This window comes from Paenibacillus sp. 01T424 (genome assembly GCF_056398745.1).
Genome location: NZ_JBFTPZ010000002.1, coordinates 77,562 through 96,464, shown reverse-complemented (window position 1 = coordinate 96,464; position 18,903 = coordinate 77,562). Strand labels below are relative to the sequence as shown.

15 protein-coding genes and 1 pseudogene are annotated in these 18,903 nt (G+C 41.3%); 14 read left to right on the top strand and 2 right to left on the bottom strand.

All coding sequences use genetic code 11. The features are described 5' to 3' along the window. The first annotated feature begins 37 nt into the window (after positions 1–37). The 7 genes from AC1DPK_RS02525 (at position 38) to AC1DPK_RS02495 (ending at position 10,101) form a co-directional block, all read left to right on the top strand. Entirely contained in the window at positions 38–1,753 is a 1,716-nt protein-coding gene (locus tag AC1DPK_RS02525) for a sensor histidine kinase (RefSeq protein WP_477509183.1), read from the top strand. 7 nt (positions 1,754–1,760) lie between these two features. Next, positions 1,761–3,356, top strand: a complete 1,596-nt coding sequence (locus AC1DPK_RS02520; RefSeq protein WP_477509327.1) for a response regulator transcription factor — start codon at positions 1,761–1,763, stop codon at positions 3,354–3,356. Positions 3,357–3,573: 217 nt separating this feature from the next. Continuing rightward, positions 3,574–4,512, top strand: a complete 939-nt coding sequence (locus tag AC1DPK_RS02515) for a carbohydrate ABC transporter permease (protein ID WP_076269513.1) — start codon at positions 3,574–3,576, stop codon at positions 4,510–4,512. Positions 4,513–4,575: 63 nt separating this feature from the next. Beyond that, a complete protein-coding gene (locus AC1DPK_RS02510) occupies positions 4,576–5,364 on the top strand; it encodes a carbohydrate ABC transporter permease (RefSeq protein WP_076269617.1) in 789 nt (262 codons plus the stop codon). A gap of 123 nt (positions 5,365–5,487) precedes the next feature. Continuing rightward, on the top strand, positions 5,488–6,873 hold the full coding sequence (locus AC1DPK_RS02505) for an ABC transporter substrate-binding protein (RefSeq protein WP_076269514.1): 1,386 nt from the start codon (positions 5,488–5,490) through the stop codon (positions 6,871–6,873). 123 nt (positions 6,874–6,996) lie between these two features. Continuing rightward, a complete protein-coding gene (locus AC1DPK_RS02500; protein WP_477509182.1) occupies positions 6,997–8,238 on the top strand; it encodes an alpha-L-fucosidase in 1,242 nt (413 codons plus the stop codon). A gap of 45 nt (positions 8,239–8,283) precedes the next feature. Further along, entirely contained in the window at positions 8,284–10,101 is a 1,818-nt protein-coding gene (locus tag AC1DPK_RS02495; RefSeq protein WP_477509181.1) for a glycoside hydrolase family 35 protein, read from the top strand. 599 nt (positions 10,102–10,700) lie between these two features. Here AC1DPK_RS02495 and AC1DPK_RS02490 read toward each other — a convergent pair. After that, complete coding sequence (locus AC1DPK_RS02490; protein WP_477509180.1) at positions 10,701–11,588, bottom strand: LysR family transcriptional regulator; 888 nt, start codon at positions 11,586–11,588, stop codon at positions 10,701–10,703. A 109-nt stretch (positions 11,589–11,697) separates the two neighbouring features. Between AC1DPK_RS02490 and AC1DPK_RS02485 the strand changes: the two genes are divergently transcribed. From AC1DPK_RS02485 to AC1DPK_RS02455, 7 genes and pseudogenes are all read left to right on the top strand, one after another. Then, on the top strand, positions 11,698–12,096 hold the full coding sequence (locus AC1DPK_RS02485) for a tautomerase family protein (protein WP_477509179.1): 399 nt from the start codon (positions 11,698–11,700) through the stop codon (positions 12,094–12,096). Positions 12,097–12,110: 14 nt separating this feature from the next. Further along, on the top strand, positions 12,111–12,440 hold the full coding sequence (locus tag AC1DPK_RS02480) for a carboxymuconolactone decarboxylase family protein (RefSeq protein ID WP_477509178.1): 330 nt from the start codon (positions 12,111–12,113) through the stop codon (positions 12,438–12,440). Between the two features lie 122 nt (positions 12,441–12,562). Continuing rightward, positions 12,563–12,706: a hypothetical protein gene (locus AC1DPK_RS02475; protein WP_477509177.1), complete on the top strand. Its 144-nt coding sequence runs from the start codon at positions 12,563–12,565 to the stop codon at positions 12,704–12,706. A 564-nt stretch (positions 12,707–13,270) separates the two neighbouring features. Further along, positions 13,271–14,077, top strand: coding sequence for an acyltransferase domain-containing protein (locus AC1DPK_RS02470; RefSeq protein WP_477509176.1), 807 nt, complete (start codon positions 13,271–13,273; stop codon positions 14,075–14,077). A gap of 159 nt (positions 14,078–14,236) precedes the next feature. Beyond that, positions 14,237–15,043, top strand: a complete 807-nt coding sequence (locus AC1DPK_RS02465) for a helix-turn-helix transcriptional regulator (RefSeq protein ID WP_477509175.1) — start codon at positions 14,237–14,239, stop codon at positions 15,041–15,043. 82 nt (positions 15,044–15,125) lie between these two features. Beyond that, positions 15,126–16,094: pseudogene (locus AC1DPK_RS02460) on the top strand (proline dehydrogenase family protein). Between the two features lie 264 nt (positions 16,095–16,358). Next, entirely contained in the window at positions 16,359–18,230 is a 1,872-nt protein-coding gene (locus AC1DPK_RS02455; RefSeq protein WP_477509174.1) for a flagellin N-terminal helical domain-containing protein, read from the top strand. 107 nt (positions 18,231–18,337) lie between these two features. Here the strand turns inward: AC1DPK_RS02455 and AC1DPK_RS02450 are convergent, their stop codons facing one another. Beyond that, complete coding sequence (locus AC1DPK_RS02450) at positions 18,338–18,670, bottom strand: response regulator transcription factor (RefSeq protein ID WP_477509173.1); 333 nt, start codon at positions 18,668–18,670, stop codon at positions 18,338–18,340. Positions 18,671–18,903 lie beyond the last annotated feature (233 nt).

The window sequence follows — 18,903 nt, the reverse complement described above, 5'->3', positions numbered from 1 at the left end:
ATAGTCATGAAAGCAACTTGAAAGAGGCGCGGTAAATATGTCTAGGTTAAGCTATTATCAAAAAATTCAGCTGTCATTTCTCCTATTTATTATTGTTCCTATCATTACTGTATCTGTCATCTCATTTGTGCTTATTAAAGAGACGATGGTTGAGAAGCTTCAGCTGAGCAATGACAACTTCTTGAATGTCATGATCGAAGAGATTGGAACAACGATTGATGATGTTATATTCGCATCGCATTTCATAGTTAATGATACGAATGTCCGGTCAGATTTGAAAAAATTCGCGGATACAGAACGGTTGAATACGTATGCGGATTACACAAATTTTACGAACATAAGGGGAGTATTTTCGCTCATTACATCGAAACCCTTAAATAATAACATTCGAATGTATTTGGTCAATAGAAAAGGCTTTATTATTTCTTCGAATGAGGATGATTTGAATTTAGTTAATAGAAACCTAGACGATTTATATAAAAAAATTGATCTCAAAAGGCCGGAAACCCTGCAACGGCTCGGTATGGTAAAAGAAGAGTCCGATAAGGAAGGGACCTATTATATGGCAAGAGTGATTCATGATAATGATGACAAACGCTATCTATCGGTTCTGATTATTGGTATTTCAGAGTCATACTTTGAGAAAGTGCTAAAGCCCATTGAGTTTGGTAAAGTAGCGCTTTTTGATGCAGAGGGAACGCTTATTGCTGGAAGCACGGAGCTTCTGTCGCACGATGCAGCAGCAAGCAGAGATATTCTCCGTTCTGAAGTTACGTTAGACAAAACGGACTGGACGCTTGTTTATGAAGCGAATAAGGAAACCTTTACGGGGGAAATTTCAAGAACCTTCTATTTGGGTATTGGAGGCGTTATTTTCCTCTTTATTATTTTTTCCATATCTTCTATGTTTATTGCAAGGAGATTGCACAGGCCAATTCAAAAATTGCAGCGTGCGGTCAGGCAATTTGGAATGGGAAACCTTGATGTAAAGCTTGAAGTGAAAGGCAAAGACGATATCGCTGAGCTTGGTCATTCGTTGAACACGATGATGGAGCAGCTCAAGGGGCTTATCCATGATATTGAGCATGAACAGGAGCTGAAGAGAGTCATGGAGCTCGAGGCTTTGTTCATGCAAATTCGGCCGCATTTTCTAATTAATACATTGAACTCAATCAAATGCAGTCTCATCCTGCACAAGGATCTTCTGCATAGCAAAAGCATCGATTCATTAATGAGCTTGCTAAGAGCCTATCTGAAGGTAAATGAACCGACCTCATTGAAGGATGAGTGCGTGCTGCTCGGGCATTACATCGATATTATGAAGATTAGAAATGAAATGGTACTTGAGCTTACGGTTGAGCTTGAACCAGGGCTGGAACAATTATTAATTCCGAAGCTGATGCTGCAGCCTTTAATTGAAAATGCGATTGTACATGGTTTGGTAGACAATCCTGCTGCCAAAATTTCGATCCAAGCAAGAAGAGTAGAGAACGGTATTGTCATTGAAATAGAGGATAACGGTAGTGGAATAGAGGAAGAACAGTTAGCTGCATTGAACCATCATCTGCATTCCATCGGCTCAGAGCAGTCCTCTTCTTATCAAAGGGTCGGCTTGATTAATGTGATTCAAAGATCAAGATTAACATTTGGTCCAACGGCGGCGTTAGCTCTATATGAAAATGTACAGGGCGGGGTAACAGCCTTCCTTCATCTTCCTGTTATTGAACGGCATGTTTATTCTTCGGAGGGGTGAAACGGTGATGTATAAAGTAATGTTAATTGATGATGATGTCCCTATGATTCGGGTTTTGCAGCAAATGATCGATTGGGAGTCACTCCAGCTGCACGTAGTGGGGGCTACCTATTCAAGTGCAAAGGCATTGCATATGTTTGAAGAAACGTCGCCTGATATCGTCATCACTGACATTGGACTGCCGCAAAAAAGCGGTATTGAGCTAGCAGCTATTTTCCGCCAGATGAAACCGGATATTAGAGTCATATTTTTGACTTGCCACGAGGATTTTCATTACGCCCAGCAGGCAGTAAAGCTGAATGCCGATGATTATCTTCTTAAAGATCAATTAACGGCGGAGCAGCTTGAGCAAAGCTTAGGAAAATCCATACAATTGCTCAAAATGAAAGTCACAAAGATCGACAATGAAGTATCGAACTATAACAGTGAGCTGTTCAAGCAAGGCTTGTTTCAAAGAGTCATTGATGGTGTTAATCCCACATCAACTGTGGGGTATGCAGCTCAGCTAGGCATCTCATGGGGATACCCCTTCTTTATGATGGGCGTAGTCCATATCAATTTCTCAACTTACGAATCGCTTTACGTTCAGAACAATATTTCGTTAATTTTTTATGCGATCCACAATATCGCGGTGGAGCTGTCTGGTTCGTATGATGGAATAACGCCATTTTTGGAAAAAGACAATTTAGTTATTTTGTATAATTACCGAAATAATTTGGCGAACAATGCTTATCCTTATTTTAAAAAGTATATGCAGGAGCTGCAGGCTCTTTGTCTACAGTTTCTGAAATTGCAGCTTAATATAGTCACCGTGACAGATAAGATGGAGCTGCAATCCATTGGAGCCGTCTATCAGCAGGTGATTCAATATAAAAATGAGTTTTACAAAAGCAGTGAGTTTACGGTTACGAATATGAATGTCTTCTTACAAAGCATGTTTTTATCCTATCCGCTAGGTTTTCTAGATTGTTATAAATCAGATATTGAGCGTGCGATTATGAAAGGCGACTTTGACAGTATCCATAATATCGTCGCAAATATTGGAAAAAATGCAGAAGAGAATAGAGTCGAGCCAAGTGAGCTGGTTCAAGATTTATCAACACTCATTCGCAGCATTGATATAATGTTCTCAAGATGGAAGTCGGATGAGGGGATTTATATATACCTGTCTTCTGCAAGGACTTTGCTCGATGTAACAGGACTGATTGAGAGAAAGCTTATTCACATTGCAAAAAACCGGCAGAAGGGATTAGAACCTGTGATCCAGGAGCCGAAGCTGCAGGTGATTCAACAATATCTAGATAAAAATCTATCCGAAAACATTACCTCAATTGACATGGCACGTCATTTGTATTTGAATTCAAGCTACTTCTCCCGCTATTTCAAACGACTGACGGGTGTGAATTTCACGGATTTTGTTCACCAGTATAAAATGAAAATTGCTGCAAAAATGCTGAAAACGTCCAACCAAAGCATCGAATCTTTAGCTATGGGACTGGGATATTCGGATAGAACTTATTTTTCAAAAGTGTTCAAGAAGTATATAGGCATGACTCCAAGTGAATATAAAGCAAATTATACGATTAACACTTATGTAAGATGAATAGACTGCAGCCACAATCGAAACCTGTCCTCCGATAATGCCGGGGTACAGGTTTTTTTGTCGTTCCCATTGTTCAAAACTCTTATGGTGTTTTCGCCGAATGTAACCCATTTGGAAAGTCAAAATATTGCTCCTACGAAGTCATAATCCATCGTTCTTGTCCTGTGGATTTCTATTATCATTAGTATCAACTTAATAAATGTTGAGGTGATACGAAATGGAAGCTGCTAAACCAATCACAAACCCTGAAATTCTACAGAAGCCAAGAAAATTTTGGACTCCGAGGCGGAAAGAAGCATTAATCGGCTGGCTGTTTCTTGCCCCAGAAATCATAGGTATGTTATTGCTGAATGTATTTGCACTTGGGTTTTCTCTTTATTTGAGCTTTACTTCGTGGGACTTGTTATCAGGTCTAGGGGGCATTAAGTTTAACGGTATCGACAATTATATTAAAATGTTTCATGATCCAACCATCATTAAAGCGTTGAAAAACAATCTGCTTTATACCGTGCTAACGGTGCCGGTTCCGATTGCGATATCGCTGGTACTCGCTGTTCTCATTCACAATAAGGTGTTTTGGAAGGATTACTTTAAGGTTGTGTTTTTCATTCCCTATATTTCATCCATTATTGCTGTAGCGGCAGTGTGGAGCGCATTGTTCCATCCTTCACTAGGACCGATCAATCAGTTTTTGATGGATCTAGGCATTTCCAACCCGCCTAAGTGGCTGGTGGACCCAAAAACTTCACTTATCGCCATTGCGATCATCACTTCTTGGGCAGGGCTTGGTTATACGATTATTATTTATTTGGCCGGTCTTACAAGTATTTCGAATGAACTATATGAAGCGGCGGATATCGACGGTGCGACTTCAATGACCAAGTTTCTCAAAATTACGGTTCCATTGCTTCGACCGACAACGTTCTTCTTGTTTATTACGATGTTGATTGGTTCTTTTAAAGTATTTGATATCATCTCTTATTTGACAGCAGGGGGACCAGACAATTCTTCTACAGTCATTGTATTCCGGATTTATGAGGAAGGATTCGTAAATTATAACATGGGGTACGCGGCTTCAATCTCATGGCTGCTATTTGCGATTATTGCTGTCATTACTGCGGTTACCTGGAAATTCAGAAATGAAGAATCATTATAAGGGGGAGGGGTCAGTTTGCTTATCATAAGAAAAAATATATCAAAAATAATTGTTACCATTATCATGGGTGCCATATCTATTTTCTTCCTAGTTCCATTCATATGGATGATTTCATCAGCGTTTAAATTTGAAAAGGATGTTATGCGTTTTCCCATTGAGTGGATTCCTAAAAATATTAATGTGTTGTACAATTTTAAAGCAGTTTGGATGGGAAATGTAAACTTTCTTCATATTTATTTCAACTCTATTAAAATAGCTTTAATAGTCACATGTCTCACATTGCTCTTTTCCACTATGGCAGCTTTTGCATTTACCAAACTCCGGTTTAGAGGGAGAGGTCTTGTATTTATGGCTCTGATTTCGTTCATGATTATACCGGATCAAGCCACCCTAATTCCTCGGTTTATGCTGGTTCGCTGGCTGGGTATTTACGATAGTCACTTTGCACTTATTTTTATGGGGATGTTTTCTATTTATTTCACATTCCTGCTTCGCCAGTTCATGGCGGGGATCAGCGATGAGTATATGGAAGCTGCAAGAATTGATGGAGCTGGCCATTTAAGGATTTTCCGCTCGATTATCATTCCGCTGTGCCAACCGGTTCTTGCTACCGTCGCTATTATAAAGTTCATATGGTCATGGAATGATTATCAGAATCCGCTTATTTTCCTGCAATCAAAGGATTTGTATACGATCCCGCTTGGTATGAGCCTGTTCAGGGATGATTATACAACGAATGATGCCATTATGATGATGGCCGCGCTGTCAGCTATTATCCCGTTATTAATTATATTTATTATATTGCAGAAGCAAGTAATTAACGGAATTGCCCTTGGCGGAGTCAAAGGGTGATATTTGAAAAAAAGTCAAAAAAGTAATCATTTTACCTCAAAATTATACTCTTCTATGAATCGTCCAATCTTTATACTGATGATGAAAGAAGATGAGTCAGCTATTAAATAGGGGGGCAAAAAAATGAATCATAAGGGTAAACGCAAGTTTTTAGTTTCGATCTGTCTTTTGTTGGCGGCTTTTGCAGTGCTAAGCGCATGTGGAGGTAATTCTAATTCGCCTAAAAGCTCAAACGCTGCCGGGTCTGAGGGTACGGCGGACAAGCAAGTGACCATTAAGTATTACAATTTTGACAGTGCAGCTCAAGAGGTTGGTACAAAAGCTATGCTGCAAGAATTTGAGAAAGAAAATCCGGATATTAAAGTTGAGCATGTCATTCTTGTTCCGGGTAATTCCTTGGAAATGTTGAAAAAGCTTGATTTTCTAATCTCTTCGGGTGAAGCGGTCGACGTCGTAAACGTTCCGAGCGCGTCAGCGGTTATCGAAAGAGCAACTAGAGGCGCGCTAGCTCCGCTGGATGAATATTATGCTGCCAATAATCTCGTTGCTGCGGATGAATATTTTGTTAATCCAAAAGTGGGCGACAAAACTTACGGCATGCAGATGTCTACAGGTTACCAGTTCATTCTATTGAATAAGGATGCCCTAGATGCAGCAGGCTTGCCAGTGCCGACATACGGTTGGACATGGGATGACTTCCGCGATTATTCCAAGAAGCTGACCAAAGGCGAAGGCGTGGATAAACAGTACGGTTCGTACTTCCATACATGGGAATTGTATATGAATGCTCCAGCCCAAACGGTGATGAAAGATCCTTTCCGTTATGATGATGGAACGACGATCTTGGCTGATCCAACTTATAAATACTTCTTCCAGCTGCGCAAAGACATGGAAACGGTAGATAAATCGGCTAAGCCTTATGCGGATGTTCTTGCATCGAAGCTTAACTATCGTACTGAATTTTTCAGTGAAAGTGCTGCTATGATTCTTTCCGGAAGCTTTATGATTCCTGACCCAGGAAATACGGAGCAATATCCGCATGATTTCAAAACGGCATTTGCTCCAGTTCCACTTCCTCCTGCGAATGCGCAGCCAAAAGATTATGAAGGCGGTAAGTACTTTGTAGGTGGAGGGCATCTAGTAATGGGTGCGACTTCCAAGCATAAAGAAGCTTCATTCAAATTAATGCGCTTTATGACAACAACTGATTCGGAATCAAGAAATGAATTCTCTGGCTGGAAAAAATCAGACCAAAACGTCGTACTTGATCGTTTGATCGGTGCAAACGCTGATAAATATGATGTTGAATCGCTTAAAAACACATTGTTTGGCCCTGAAATTAAATATTTGGATGCTTCACAAGTGGTAACGACAAGTACTGCTGATTTGACGAAAGTTATCGGAGATGGCTTTAGCAAGTTCATGCTTAGCAGCGATTCCATTGACGATGTACAAGCATGGATGGTAAAAGAAGCGACGAGAATCATTGATGAGAAAGAAACAAAATAAAGTTAAGTGAATTGAAACCGAAATTGAGGAGCTTTGAGCAGTCTAGACATGGCTGCTGCAAAGCTCCTTTTTCTTGTGTCGGATCAATGGCAACTTAAGAGTGCAAGGAAAGGGAGATGCAGCATGGCTAACTTATCATTATCATTATCAGTGCCAACCGAGCAGCAGCGTCGTTGGCAGGATCTTGAACTCGGAATGTTCTGTCACTTTGGAATGAATACGTTTTGTGATCAGGAATGGGGCGATGGGAATGACTCACCTTCTCTATTTAATCCGGCCCAGCTTGATGCCCGCCAGTGGGTGCGTACGGCAAAGGCTGCAGGCTTCCGATACTTCGTCCTTACGGCAAAACATCATGACGGCTTCTGTCTTTGGCCGACCGCAACGACAGACTATTCGGTTGCATCTAGTCCTTGGAGAGAGGGCAAAGGCGATATCGTAAGGGATTGTGCAGATGCCTGCCTTGAAGAAGGAATTGGCTTTGGCCTTTATTTATCACCTTGGGATAGACATGAACCATGTTATTCCGATCCAGAAGCGTATGATCTCTTCTACGCTAGTCAGCTGGAGGAATTGCTAACGGGTTATGGTCCACTCGTTGAGATCTGGTTCGATGGAGCGGGCTCAGAAGGAAGAGAGTATGACTGGAAACGAATCATGAGCTTAATTAAGCAGCATCAGCCCGATGCCATGGTGTTTAATATGGGAGCACCGACGATCCGATGGGTAGGGAATGAGGATGGCCTTGCCCCTTATCCTTGCTGGAATACAGCTGAATCTGCTCGGGTAAGCATGTTTAGTGAAGGAGATCTAAAATGGCTGCCTGAAACACCTCGCTGGGTACCGGCAGAATGTGATGTCCCTATTCGGAAGGACCGATGGTTCTGGCATCCTGAGGAGGAGCATCTGCTGCTTTCCTTGGAGCAATTAATGGACATCTATTATCGGTCGGTTGGCCATGGTGCAACACTGCTTTTGAATGTAACCCCAGATAACCATGGACTTATGCCAGAGGCAGATGTGAACCGGGTTATTTCGTTTGGAAACGAGGTTCGTCGCAGGTTTGATCATCCACTTGCCGAGCTGTTTGGCGAGGGAGAGGTTATCGAACTTGTGCTGCCTCGGAAACTTGTCATCGACCATATCATCACTATGGAAGATATCGCTTATGGAGAACGGGTACGGGACTATAAGATAGAGGTTCAAGTCGGCAATGAATGGATAGAAATGATCCGTGGGAGCGCAATTGGGCACAAAAAAATAGATTTCTTCCAACCAATTTCCACGGACAGAATACGTTTAACTGTACTTGAGTCGGTAGAGCGGCCAATAATAAAACGTTTTGCCGTGTTTAATAGTAATTAGATTCGATGTTAGCATTGGAAACTATTAAGGTTGGGAGAGGAAACCATGAGTCAATTGGAGATTAGAGATGGGCAGTATTACTTGCATGGGGAGCCTTACCGTATAGTGTCGGGTGCCGTACACTATTTCCGTGTCGTGCCAGAGTATTGGAAGGATCGTTTGCAGAAATTGCAGGCATGTGGATTTAATACAGTAGAAACTTATGTTGCTTGGAATGTGCATGAGCCGCAGGAGGGTCAATTTCAATTTGAAGGAATGGCAGACATCGTCCAGTTTATTGAGCTTGCGGGACAACTGGGCTTGCACGTGATTGTTCGTCCCAGCCCATTTATTTGTGCGGAGTGGGAATTTGGGGGATTGCCGGCATGGCTATTGAAAGAGAGTGATATGCAGCTTCGCTGCTCGGATAGTGCCTATTTGGYGAAGGTAGACCTTTATTACGATGTATTAATTCCTAAGCTTGTTCCACTGCTCTCTACGCAGGGTGGCCCGATTCTTGCGGTGCAGGTGGAAAATGAATATGGCAGCTACGGCAATGATACCTCCTATTTGACCTATATTCGAGATGGGCTTGTACAAAGAGGGATAGACGTGCTGCTCTTCACTTCTGACGGACCTACTGACGAGATGCTGCTCGGCGGCACGATAGAGGATGTTCATGCAACAGTGAATTTTGGATCGCGAGTTGCGGAATCGTTCGGAAAGTATCGGGAGTATAGAGAAACAGAACCGCTTATGGTTATGGAGTTTTGGAATGGATGGTTCGATCATTGGATGGAGCCTCACCATGTTCGTGATGCAGCTGAAGTGGCTGACGAATTGGATAAAATATTAGAGAGTGGTTCATCGGTTAATCTTTATATGTTTCATGGCGGAACGAATTTCGGATTTTACAATGGCGCCAATCATATTAAAACGTATGAGCCTACGGTAACTAGCTATGATTATGATGCACCGCTGAGTGAGTGGGGAGATGTGACGAGCAAGTATGAGGCGGTTCGCAGCGTGTTTGCTAAGCACGGCATCGAGCCAGGTTGTGAGATGCCGCAGCCGATTCCTAAATATTCATATGGCAAAGTGACACTGTCAGAGAGCGCGACACTGCTTGATAATTTGGACCAATTATCAGAGCCAGTAAAATCGACAATTATACAGCCTATGGAGAAATTTGATCAGGCGTACGGTTTTATTTTGTATTCGACATGGGTAAAAGGACCTCGATCTGGGCAGAAGCTGCATATTCAAGAGGTTCGTGACCGAGCGCAAGTATTTCTAGATGGCAAGTTATTAGGTGTGGTGGAGCGCTGGGACCCTAAGCCCTTAGATATTAGCATTCCGGAAAATGGGGCAAGACTCGATATTCTTGTCGAGAACATGGGGCGAATCAATTACGGTCCTCGACTTCGTGATCCGAAGGGGATTACGGAAGGAGTGCTCCTTGATAATCAATTTTTATACAATTGGACGATTCGGACGCTTCCCCTTTGTCCTGATTCTTTATCATCTGTCCGCTACGAGAGAACGAATGCTCATGAATTACATGTAGAAACTCCTGCATTTTACAAAGGTTCCTTTGAGGTAGAAGCGATCGGGGACACTTTTTTAAGATTTGATGGTTGGAATAAAGGCGTAGCATGGATTAATGGCTTTAATCTGGGACGGTACTGGGAGATTGGACCTCAGCGTGCGCTTTATATCCCAGGGCCTTTGCTGCGAAAGGGACGCAACGAAATTGTTTTTTTTGAGCTGCATGGTTTCTTGACTGAGCCTGTAATCACGCTTAGCGACCAGCCTGATCTAGGGGAATCCGCAGCGGTGGATGACCGGGTGTTGAATTTTGTGCAAGATGAGCAGACAACCTAAATCTAGCTTTAACCCTAGGGTTTAGCGATGAAGTAAATCAGAGGGTGTTCCAAAAGCAATAAGCTTCAGGGGCACCCTCCAACAAACCTAGCCGTTTTGCACACTGTAAGAACCTATGTGTGTTTATTGCTCCATTTCCTGCCTCGACCATACGCCTCAGCAACTCTATAAGCGCATATATGTTCTTACAGACTACAAACCTAGCCGTTTCACACGCTGTAAGAACCTATGCGTGCTTATTGCTCCATTTCCAGCCTTGACCATATGCCTCAGCAACACTGTAAGCGCATATATGTTCTTACAGACCACAAACCTAGCCGTTTCGCACATTGTAAGAACCTATGTGTGCTTATTGCTCCATTTCCCGCCATGACCATACGCTTCAGCAACTCTATAAGTGCATATATGTGCTTACAGACCACAAACCTAGCAGTTTCGCACACTGTAAGAACCTATGTGTGTTTAGCTCCATAACCCGCCTCGATTATACGTCAAAATTCACTTGCCCGCCATTTGCTTAAGTGAGCATCAACAGACCCAAAAGAGAAAGATGCCATCATAGCTTCTGGTTGACCTTATTTTTGGTGCTAAACGAAAGCTCAATACACTTCATTTCGCCGCAGTTCCTCTTTTACATATTGCATGAAAAGATTTTTGGATGATGAATTATACTCCGTGTTACGTAATTGCAGCAAACCGACTGGAATGGTTGAATTCTTCAGTTCAACGTGAATTTTCACAACATTCGTGGGTAACGCTGTTGAATCTAGAACGGCTCCAACGGAAGGTATTCTCTGAACGAATGAAGGAATAGCCGAAATTTGATTCACCGTATATAGAAAAGGGGTTTCGGTGTAATGGGAATATTGCTTAGCTAACCGCAGATAATACAAGCAGGTATTTCCTCCAACGATCATTTGATAGTTAAGCAGTTCTTCAAAGGATATTATTCCGTTTCTTTCAGCCAAGGGATGGTTGTTCGCTACAATGAAGGAAATATTCTCGTTATATAGAGGCTCAAAACTAAATGAAGAAAAATCGGCAGGCTCTCCGCATATGGCAAAGTCCAGTTGGTTCTGGAGTACCGCTCGTGACAAGGAGTCGGTGTTCCCGCTGACAAAGTGACATGATACTTTTGGTTTAAGTTCCTGGAATTGCCGCAGTGAGCTTGGCAGCACATGCTCGAATATCGATGCTAGTCCTCCGACGCGCAGGGAGCCAATCTCCTCTCTTTGCAAAGCTTTTGCTTGCTCAGTTACATGGTTCCAGTGTTGAATGAGCTTGTCAATTTCCACGGCAAAAATTTGTCCAGAAGCGGTTAACTCTGCATCCCATCCTCGCTTAAATAGCTGGATGCCCAATTCCTTCTCCAGCCGCTGGACTTGATTAGTAATCGTAGACTGCGCGTAATTCAATTTTGCGGCCGCTTTGGTGAAGTTTCCTTCTTGAATAATGGTTCGAAACGTAATTAGTTCCTTTAAGTCCATAGCACATATCTCCATCGGTATAATTGAATTAAAATATCATTTTATTCAATTATACAAATAAATTAGCGGGGAGTAAAATTAAGTTATCCCATTGAAGGAGTGATATAAAATGCCATTCATCAGAGTAAGTTACATGGAAAACCAATATGGGAAAGAACAGCTACCCATCATAAGCCAGGCGATTATGAATGCACTAATTCAGCATTTTAACGTGCCGGAGAATGATTGCTTTCAAGTTTTCCATTCACACAAAGAAAGCGAGTTTTATTTTAGCCGGAATTACTTAAATATAGAGCGAAGTGACGGGCTACTCTATATTCAAATTACGCTCAAATCCGGAAGAAGCACCGAGCAGAAAAAAAGCTTTTACGCAAAGTTAGCCGAACGATTATCAAATACGCTTAACATGAGGAAAGAAGACGTTTTCGTCGTACTGGTCGATACGGAATTCGAGGACTGGTCATTCGGTAACGGCGTAGCACAAATGATCGAACGTCCAGACAACTAAGGGGAGGCATAAGAATGAAACATCAAAAAATCAAATCAACTGCCCGAGAATCGTTTGGGGATATTGCACCTACTTTCGTGCGATATTCGGAAGAAGTACTCTTCGGTGACGTGTGGAGAAGAGAACAATTATCGCTTCGGGAACGCAGTCTCCTTACGATATCAGCACTAGTCACCGGTGGACTTACAGAACAGCTCTCTTATCATCTCCGCCTTGCAAAAGAGAACGGTCTGACCGAAGAAGAACTGATCGAAGCGTTGACCCATCTGGCGTTTTACGCTGGATGGCCGCGAGCTGTGTCGGCGATTCAAGTTGCGAAGGAAGTATTCGAGGTGAACATATAAAGATGGAACACGCCAATTCGGGCGTGTTTTTTGTGTATAAGGATGTCCATGGGTTCACTAGAATCATGATATACTAAAGCTTATGGAATAGTTAAGTTTAAGCCTAAGAGGAGGACACAAGCATGTCAACTGTGACCTTTTACCGCGAGGATTCGCTGCCTTTTTTGGAAGCAAAGCGATGTATGAGGAGCGATCTTGCCTATCAAAAGCATTTTCATATGGATGACCGGGTGTTAAATTTTGTGCAAGATGAGCAGACAACCTAACGGTAAGAGGTTTTATCTTGAGGTAGTTTAAGGCCAGCATGTGGTTAACTACCTTGTTATCCTGCACATATGCAGTAACTTATTCCTTATAAGCGTGTATACCTCACCTATCCTGTATATTTGCAATAAAATGTTGAAAACTTCAATGGTTAGCTAACTAATCGGTCTCTATGTTGTATGGTGTGCAACATAGACGCCTATCCGCATCGCATACAAGCCTCTACCCTGCATATATGCAGGATAGAAGCGATTGGTGAGCTTGAGTGTGAAGTATATTTGGTTCTACTTGCTGTATATACACATCAGCGAAAAGGGTCTGTTCTAAAGGTAGCTACAGCTACTTTCGGGATAGACCCTCTCTCTTTGACGATAACTATTGGCAGCGGTAGACTTTGAGAGGGGACAAATGGGTTGACAAGATAAAAGGAAAATTAATTGAATAGATCAAAACTTTACTCTTGATGAAAAAATATTCAAGGAGTACAATTTTTTCAATATAATCAGGGGAGATTGACTATAAATAAATCTTTTACCTGATTTGATGAAAAAAGAGGTGGAATTGTCTTGGACATAACAAAGTTTTGTGAGGGGATTAGGCTTAACGAGGCTGCTCGGCGGCAAGTATATGCGTATCCTATGAAGGAAGAGGAGTATAGTCAATATAAACAACATTTTCTTTCAGATCGATATTCAATTTTTGAAAAGGTAAAGCAAACAAAAGGTTATCGGAAATTGTTATTGTATTTATTTGTTAGATTTGCTGTAGATGCGTATGAGGAGTACCAGATACGAGGGATTAGTGATCAATATTATTATGATACCTTCTCAGATATTCAGATCTGGTGTTTAAACTGCAAGCGAGATTTTAATGAATACGGAATCGAGGAATATAATTGGCTGCAGGAGCATGTTCAGCTTCGTTTATTCCGATTGGGCAGATTGCAATTTCAGCCTTTTGCTATAGATCGTGATTTAGAGGTAGAAGGACAAAAAATATTTAAAAATCAAATTGTGCTTAATGTACATATTCCACAAGGCGAACCTCTTTCTCAACAGGGCGTAGAAGAGTCCTTTGAATTAGCCAGAGTTTTTTTTAGAGGAATATCTCCAGTGTACATTTGTCATTCGTGGCTGCTTTATCCGGATTTAAATAAGATTTTAAGTCATGGCTCCAATATATTGCAGTTTCAAAAGCATTTTTACATCTATGATATCGATGAGGCTTCAAGGGAAGCAGAGCAAAGAATATTCAACCGATTAAGTGCAGACCCATTCAGTTATGAAGAGGAAACAAGCTTACAGCGCAGTGCGAAAGCATTTCTAGTTGCTGGGAACAACCTAGGAAGCGGTTTTGGAATTAAGCTGGACTAAGAAAAATTCAATTGTGAAACTCCATCATACGCTACTAAGAAGAACACGCCAATTCGGGCGTGTTTTTTTGTGTATATGGATGTCCATTGGTTCACTATAATCATGATATAATAAAGCTTATGGAATAGTTAAGTTGAAGCCTAAGAGGAGGACACAAGCATGTCAACTGTGACCTTTTACCGCGAGGATTCGCTGCCTTTTTTGGAAGCAAAACGATGTATGAGGAGCGATCTTGCTTATCAAAAGCATTTTCATGAGGAATATTCGATTGGACTTATAGATGAGGGTGAAACGAGCGCATGGTGCGATGGAACGCTGCTTCAAGTTGAAGCGGGAAGGGTCATTAGTTTTCCGCCGAAAATGATGCATGCTTGTCATCCTCTTGATGATATGGAGTGGCAGTACAAGATGCTTTTCATCAAGCCCGAATGGTTTCAAGGCCTTAATCATACAGAGCTTGGCCAGCTTGATATCCCGTACTTGCTGGAAGAGGGTAAAAATAATGTTTGTCGATTGCAAATAAACCGGACGATGGAGGCACTTATTAGCAAAGGTACTCCGCTTGAAATCGAAACGGCTTTAATTGAGCTGGTACAAGCACTCGTTAGTCAGAATACGGAAGATCTTGAACATGAATCACAGCGTAAACAGGATCAAAAGTACGTCAAACTGATAAAAGAGTATCTGCATGCGCATTATGACGAAAATGTTACGTTGGAACAGCTGGAGAATGAAGCGGGTATCAGCAGATTTCATCTTGTTCGTCTATTTAAGAAATGGAGCCATCTGCCTCCGCACGCTTATCAGATTTTGCTGAGAATCAATCATGCAAAGCTGGAATTGACCAAGCAGCGACCAATATCCGAAATTGCAGCAGAAGTGGGCTTTTATGATCAGAGTCACTTTTCGAAAGCATTTGTCAAAATCGTTGGGGCAACGCCGCAAAAATATGCTTTGTCTATTTGAAATGGAGCAATTTTATACAATACCGCTTCCTGCCTAGCTTGTAAACTTAGATTTACTTGAATAAAGGAGTGGTTGAACCATTATGCATTACAGATCAGACTTAGAAAAACAATTTACAGCAGCGCTCAAATCTATCGCTCGTCGTCCTGACCTAAAGTCATATGTGGAGCAAACGCCAGAGCTGAACCAAATGCTGCGACGTGCAGCTGCTCGGTATGTAACGGGTGAAGCAAGGCAAGATGGAGTTGAAGCAGCAAGCGAGCTTTCCTCCTAAGGATACGCGGTATCACTCGAGTATATCGGCGAGAATACAGCTGATGTCGCTGAATGTGAGGCAGCAGTTGCAGAAATGATGACGCTCATCCATGAAGCTCGGCAAAATGAGCTTTCCGCACGAGTATCATTTGATCTATCACATATCGGGCTCTCGCTGGATAAGGAGCTTGCTTATTCGAATCTTATGAATCTAGCTGAGCAGGCGCAGAAAGCTGGTGTTGAACTATTCATTAGTATGGAAGAGTCCTCGAAGACGGACAGAATACTGTCTATTTTTGAGCGAGCAGCTTCTATTTATCCGAATGTCGGCATTACGTTGCAGGCGCATTTGAAAAGAACACCGCAGGATTTGGCAGCTATATCCTCACCTAGCCGTATCCGCATCGTCAAAGGCGCGTATCAAGAATCCAGTGAATACTCGTTACCTCGTACTCCTGCGCTAAATGATCGTTATGTTGAACTTGTCGAGAGCGCGCTCCGCCAAGGACATCGTGTATCGATCGCTACCCATGATGAGTCTATTATTGAACAACTTCTTAATCAAGGAGTGGGATCAAGCTCTAATGCTGAGTTTGAAATGCTGTATGGCATTCGTCCAGATTTGAGCAGCAAGCTGAAAGCAGCAGGATATCCGATCAGGATTTATCTTACTTATGGACATGAATGGTATTTGTACTTGTGCCATCGCATTGCGGAGTACCCGCCGAATCTTTTTCAAGCTGTCATAGATACGGTAAGTCATGAGGGAGTCCAGCCTGTGCAGTCGTATGAGTGAAGGAGCTTAGTGGTGTGATGCTTTCGCGCGAGAGCAACTATGCTGAAGTACACTATAAAATAATCGTAAAACGCTTGAATTTTCGAGCGTTTTTTTGTTTTTTGCTTGTTTATAGAAAAATGAGCACCTAAGGAAATTTATTTTAATGTTTGGGAGGTTTTGGGTACATTGGTCTAGAATTGTAGATATAAGTAGTTCCGAAGTCTGTGTTTTAACTGTAAACTAATTAAACTTTCGCTTGATAAACGAACTGGAGAAGCCATAATGATAATTAATAATAACCCATCTGCTATTAACGCTCATAATAGTTTAAAGAAAAATAATATCCAAACATCTAAAGCATCGGAAAAGCTGTCTTCGGGTCTTCGCATTAATCGTGCAGCTGATGATGCAGCAGGACTAGCCATTTCAGAGAAGATGAGAGCTCAAATCAGAGGGTTAGATCAAGCACATAAAAACGTTCAAAATGGGATATCGCTTATTCAGACTGCTGAAAGCGGATACCAGGAAATAACGGATATTATTCAACGACAAAGAGAATTGATTATTCAAGGCATGAATGATACGAATACGTTTGAGGACAAGCAGAAAATTGACCAAGAAATTCAACAGCTTAAAGAAGAAATAAATAGAATTGCTACCCAAACGGAATTCAATACCATTAATCTTTTGGGACGTGATGACTTTCAAATATTAGCCGACCGTTCAAGTCATACGATTAAAGTAAATACATCGGGACCGTTTCCTCCAACGACTATAATTAATGAACGGACAACATCCTTTTTTCCAATTGGTATGACTGAGGTTCCCGTAACCGCTCAATCTTCGAATACGAATACAACGATCGGTAACGTTAACAATTTTAACGCTTCAGTCACACCCATTACTTCACCTGATGAACGTGAGGGGTATAACAATTACGAAAAAAATGAACATATCCATACAGAGACAACAACTACAGGTACCTATTATTATGGAAGAGAACTAGTCAGCGATCCTAGATATAAAGAGCTTGATATTAAGCATTTCTCTATTAATAATGTGTTTTTTCAGACTGAGCTTATTCCAAGTGGAACTACAGTCGGACAGTACCCTGATTTTGGCGGATTTGAAGATCGGTTCATAACTGTTGAAATAGACGGTATCTCTCATACTCTTGATAACTTTACTTTAACGAGCTCGGCTATAACCTCGAGTGCGATTACAGCTGTTTATGAAAAAGATGGTATTGAAATTGAAAAGATTATGTCGACAGACGGGTCGGCTTTTAAAGCAGAGTTTAAAATTAGAAATCATTCCGGTATAGATGATAAACAAATTAAATTTAGTGCTGGTTTTAAGCCGGAATACGACGGATCATATAATATTTCGTCCTCCAGCGGAGTTCCCACAGGCGTTACTGCTAATCAAACGGAAATACCGAGTTCAGGGACTGTGTTTGAACTATCAAATGATCTTGTGAATTACGATTTTTCATTCCTGAATGGCGGAAGCTACGTTAAGCCTAATACATTAACAACGGGAAGCGATATTTTGCAATCGGATAACTTAGGTCCCAATTTCATCACTCCGACATGGGGAACGACGGATCTTGATGATGGCGCTGTTTTAGAATTTGGCATTGTGCTAAATCATTTTAATTTTAAGAAAGATGTTTACCTCGTAACGAATAAAACGACAAGTCAAATTGATTCAATTATTGAAACGGTTACTACGGACATAAAGGATGTTGACTATATTCCGCCTCGACTTGATATTCAAATCGGGGCAAACGAAAATCAATCGATAATTATTCCCCTTTTCAGTGTGAAGCTGGAAGGATTGGGTATTGCCAATATGTCTATTTTACCGCCGGCCATACCTAGTGAATCGCTAGCTCAAGCAGATCATGCCATAACAAGAGTTACAAACTATAGAACGATTTATGGAGCATTGCAAAATCGATTAGAACACACAGCGAACAACTTAGGAAATTATGCCGAAAATTTAACCGCAGCAGAATCACGAATACGTGATGCTGATATGGCAAAAGAAATGATGGATTTAACCAAATCGCGTATTCTGAATCAAACGGCACAAGCTATGCTCGCTCAGGCTAATCAAAATCCACAGGCTATTTTACATTTGTTCCAGTAACATGAAACCTACCTTTATGGTAGGTTTTTCATGTTGTTAGGGCATCTACATTTTCGCTATTGGTTGTGGATTGGTTAAATGGCTGCCGTATGGCAGGAGGATTGCTTTTAAGAGGATAAGGCATGGAAGAGCAGCAGTGAAAATAGTTTACGCATGGATCGAGCGCCAATTTTGTTCATTAGATTTGATAGATGATTTTTGACCGTCTTTTCACTGATCACGCATTTTTCGGAGATCTCGCGATTAGTAAAACCATATACAACGGAAAGGATGAGAATTTCTGATTCGCGCTGTGTAAGGCGATAACGAGTTGCAAAACTTTGCATAACAAAATCTAATCTTCGAATTAGAAAATCGTTAACATCTTCATTTTCTATATCGTAATTATTATTAAATATCGCTTCATGTGACGGTTTCTTAATTTCATAGGAGAGTTTCACTGTTTATACTTACCTTCTAGTATTAAGCGGATTGAGAAAAACACACTTAAAATGAGAAGCAAACAACCGATTGCGTTCCATACTATCACAAGCATTTCTACAAGTCTCCCTTGAACTTTTTTACTCTCACCTGCAGAAAAAAACATTGCTAATCCTAATTGTTTATCCAACTTTTCTCATTATAGATAATACGAAAGGCTTATTCTAGATGAAGAAGATCATTAGAAAATCGC

Bases quoted from the DNA above. Each gene is read 5' to 3' on its own strand.
- AC1DPK_RS02490 (WP_477509180.1), bottom strand. From the start codon at position 11,588: ATGGACTTAAAGGAACTAATTACGTTTCGAACCATTATTCAAGAAGGA.
- AC1DPK_RS02485 (WP_477509179.1), top strand. From the start codon at position 11,698: ATGCCATTCATCAGAGTAAGTTACATGGAAAACCAATATGGGAAAGAA.
- AC1DPK_RS02475 (WP_477509177.1), top strand. From the start codon at position 12,563: ATGTCAACTGTGACCTTTTACCGCGAGGATTCGCTGCCTTTTTTGGAA.
- AC1DPK_RS02510 (WP_076269617.1), top strand. From the start codon at position 4,576: ATGGGTGCCATATCTATTTTCTTCCTAGTTCCATTCATATGGATGATT.
- AC1DPK_RS02505 (WP_076269514.1), top strand. From the start codon at position 5,488: ATGAATCATAAGGGTAAACGCAAGTTTTTAGTTTCGATCTGTCTTTTG.
- AC1DPK_RS02465 (WP_477509175.1), top strand. From the start codon at position 14,237: ATGTCAACTGTGACCTTTTACCGCGAGGATTCGCTGCCTTTTTTGGAA.
- AC1DPK_RS02480 (WP_477509178.1), top strand. From the start codon at position 12,111: ATGAAACATCAAAAAATCAAATCAACTGCCCGAGAATCGTTTGGGGAT.
- AC1DPK_RS02455 (WP_477509174.1), top strand. From the start codon at position 16,359: ATGATAATTAATAATAACCCATCTGCTATTAACGCTCATAATAGTTTA.
- AC1DPK_RS02520 (WP_477509327.1), top strand. From the start codon at position 1,761: ATGTATAAAGTAATGTTAATTGATGATGATGTCCCTATGATTCGGGTT.
- AC1DPK_RS02500 (WP_477509182.1), top strand. From the start codon at position 6,997: ATGGCTAACTTATCATTATCATTATCAGTGCCAACCGAGCAGCAGCGT.
- AC1DPK_RS02515 (WP_076269513.1), top strand. From the start codon at position 3,574: ATGGAAGCTGCTAAACCAATCACAAACCCTGAAATTCTACAGAAGCCA.
- AC1DPK_RS02525 (WP_477509183.1), top strand. From the start codon at position 38: ATGTCTAGGTTAAGCTATTATCAAAAAATTCAGCTGTCATTTCTCCTA.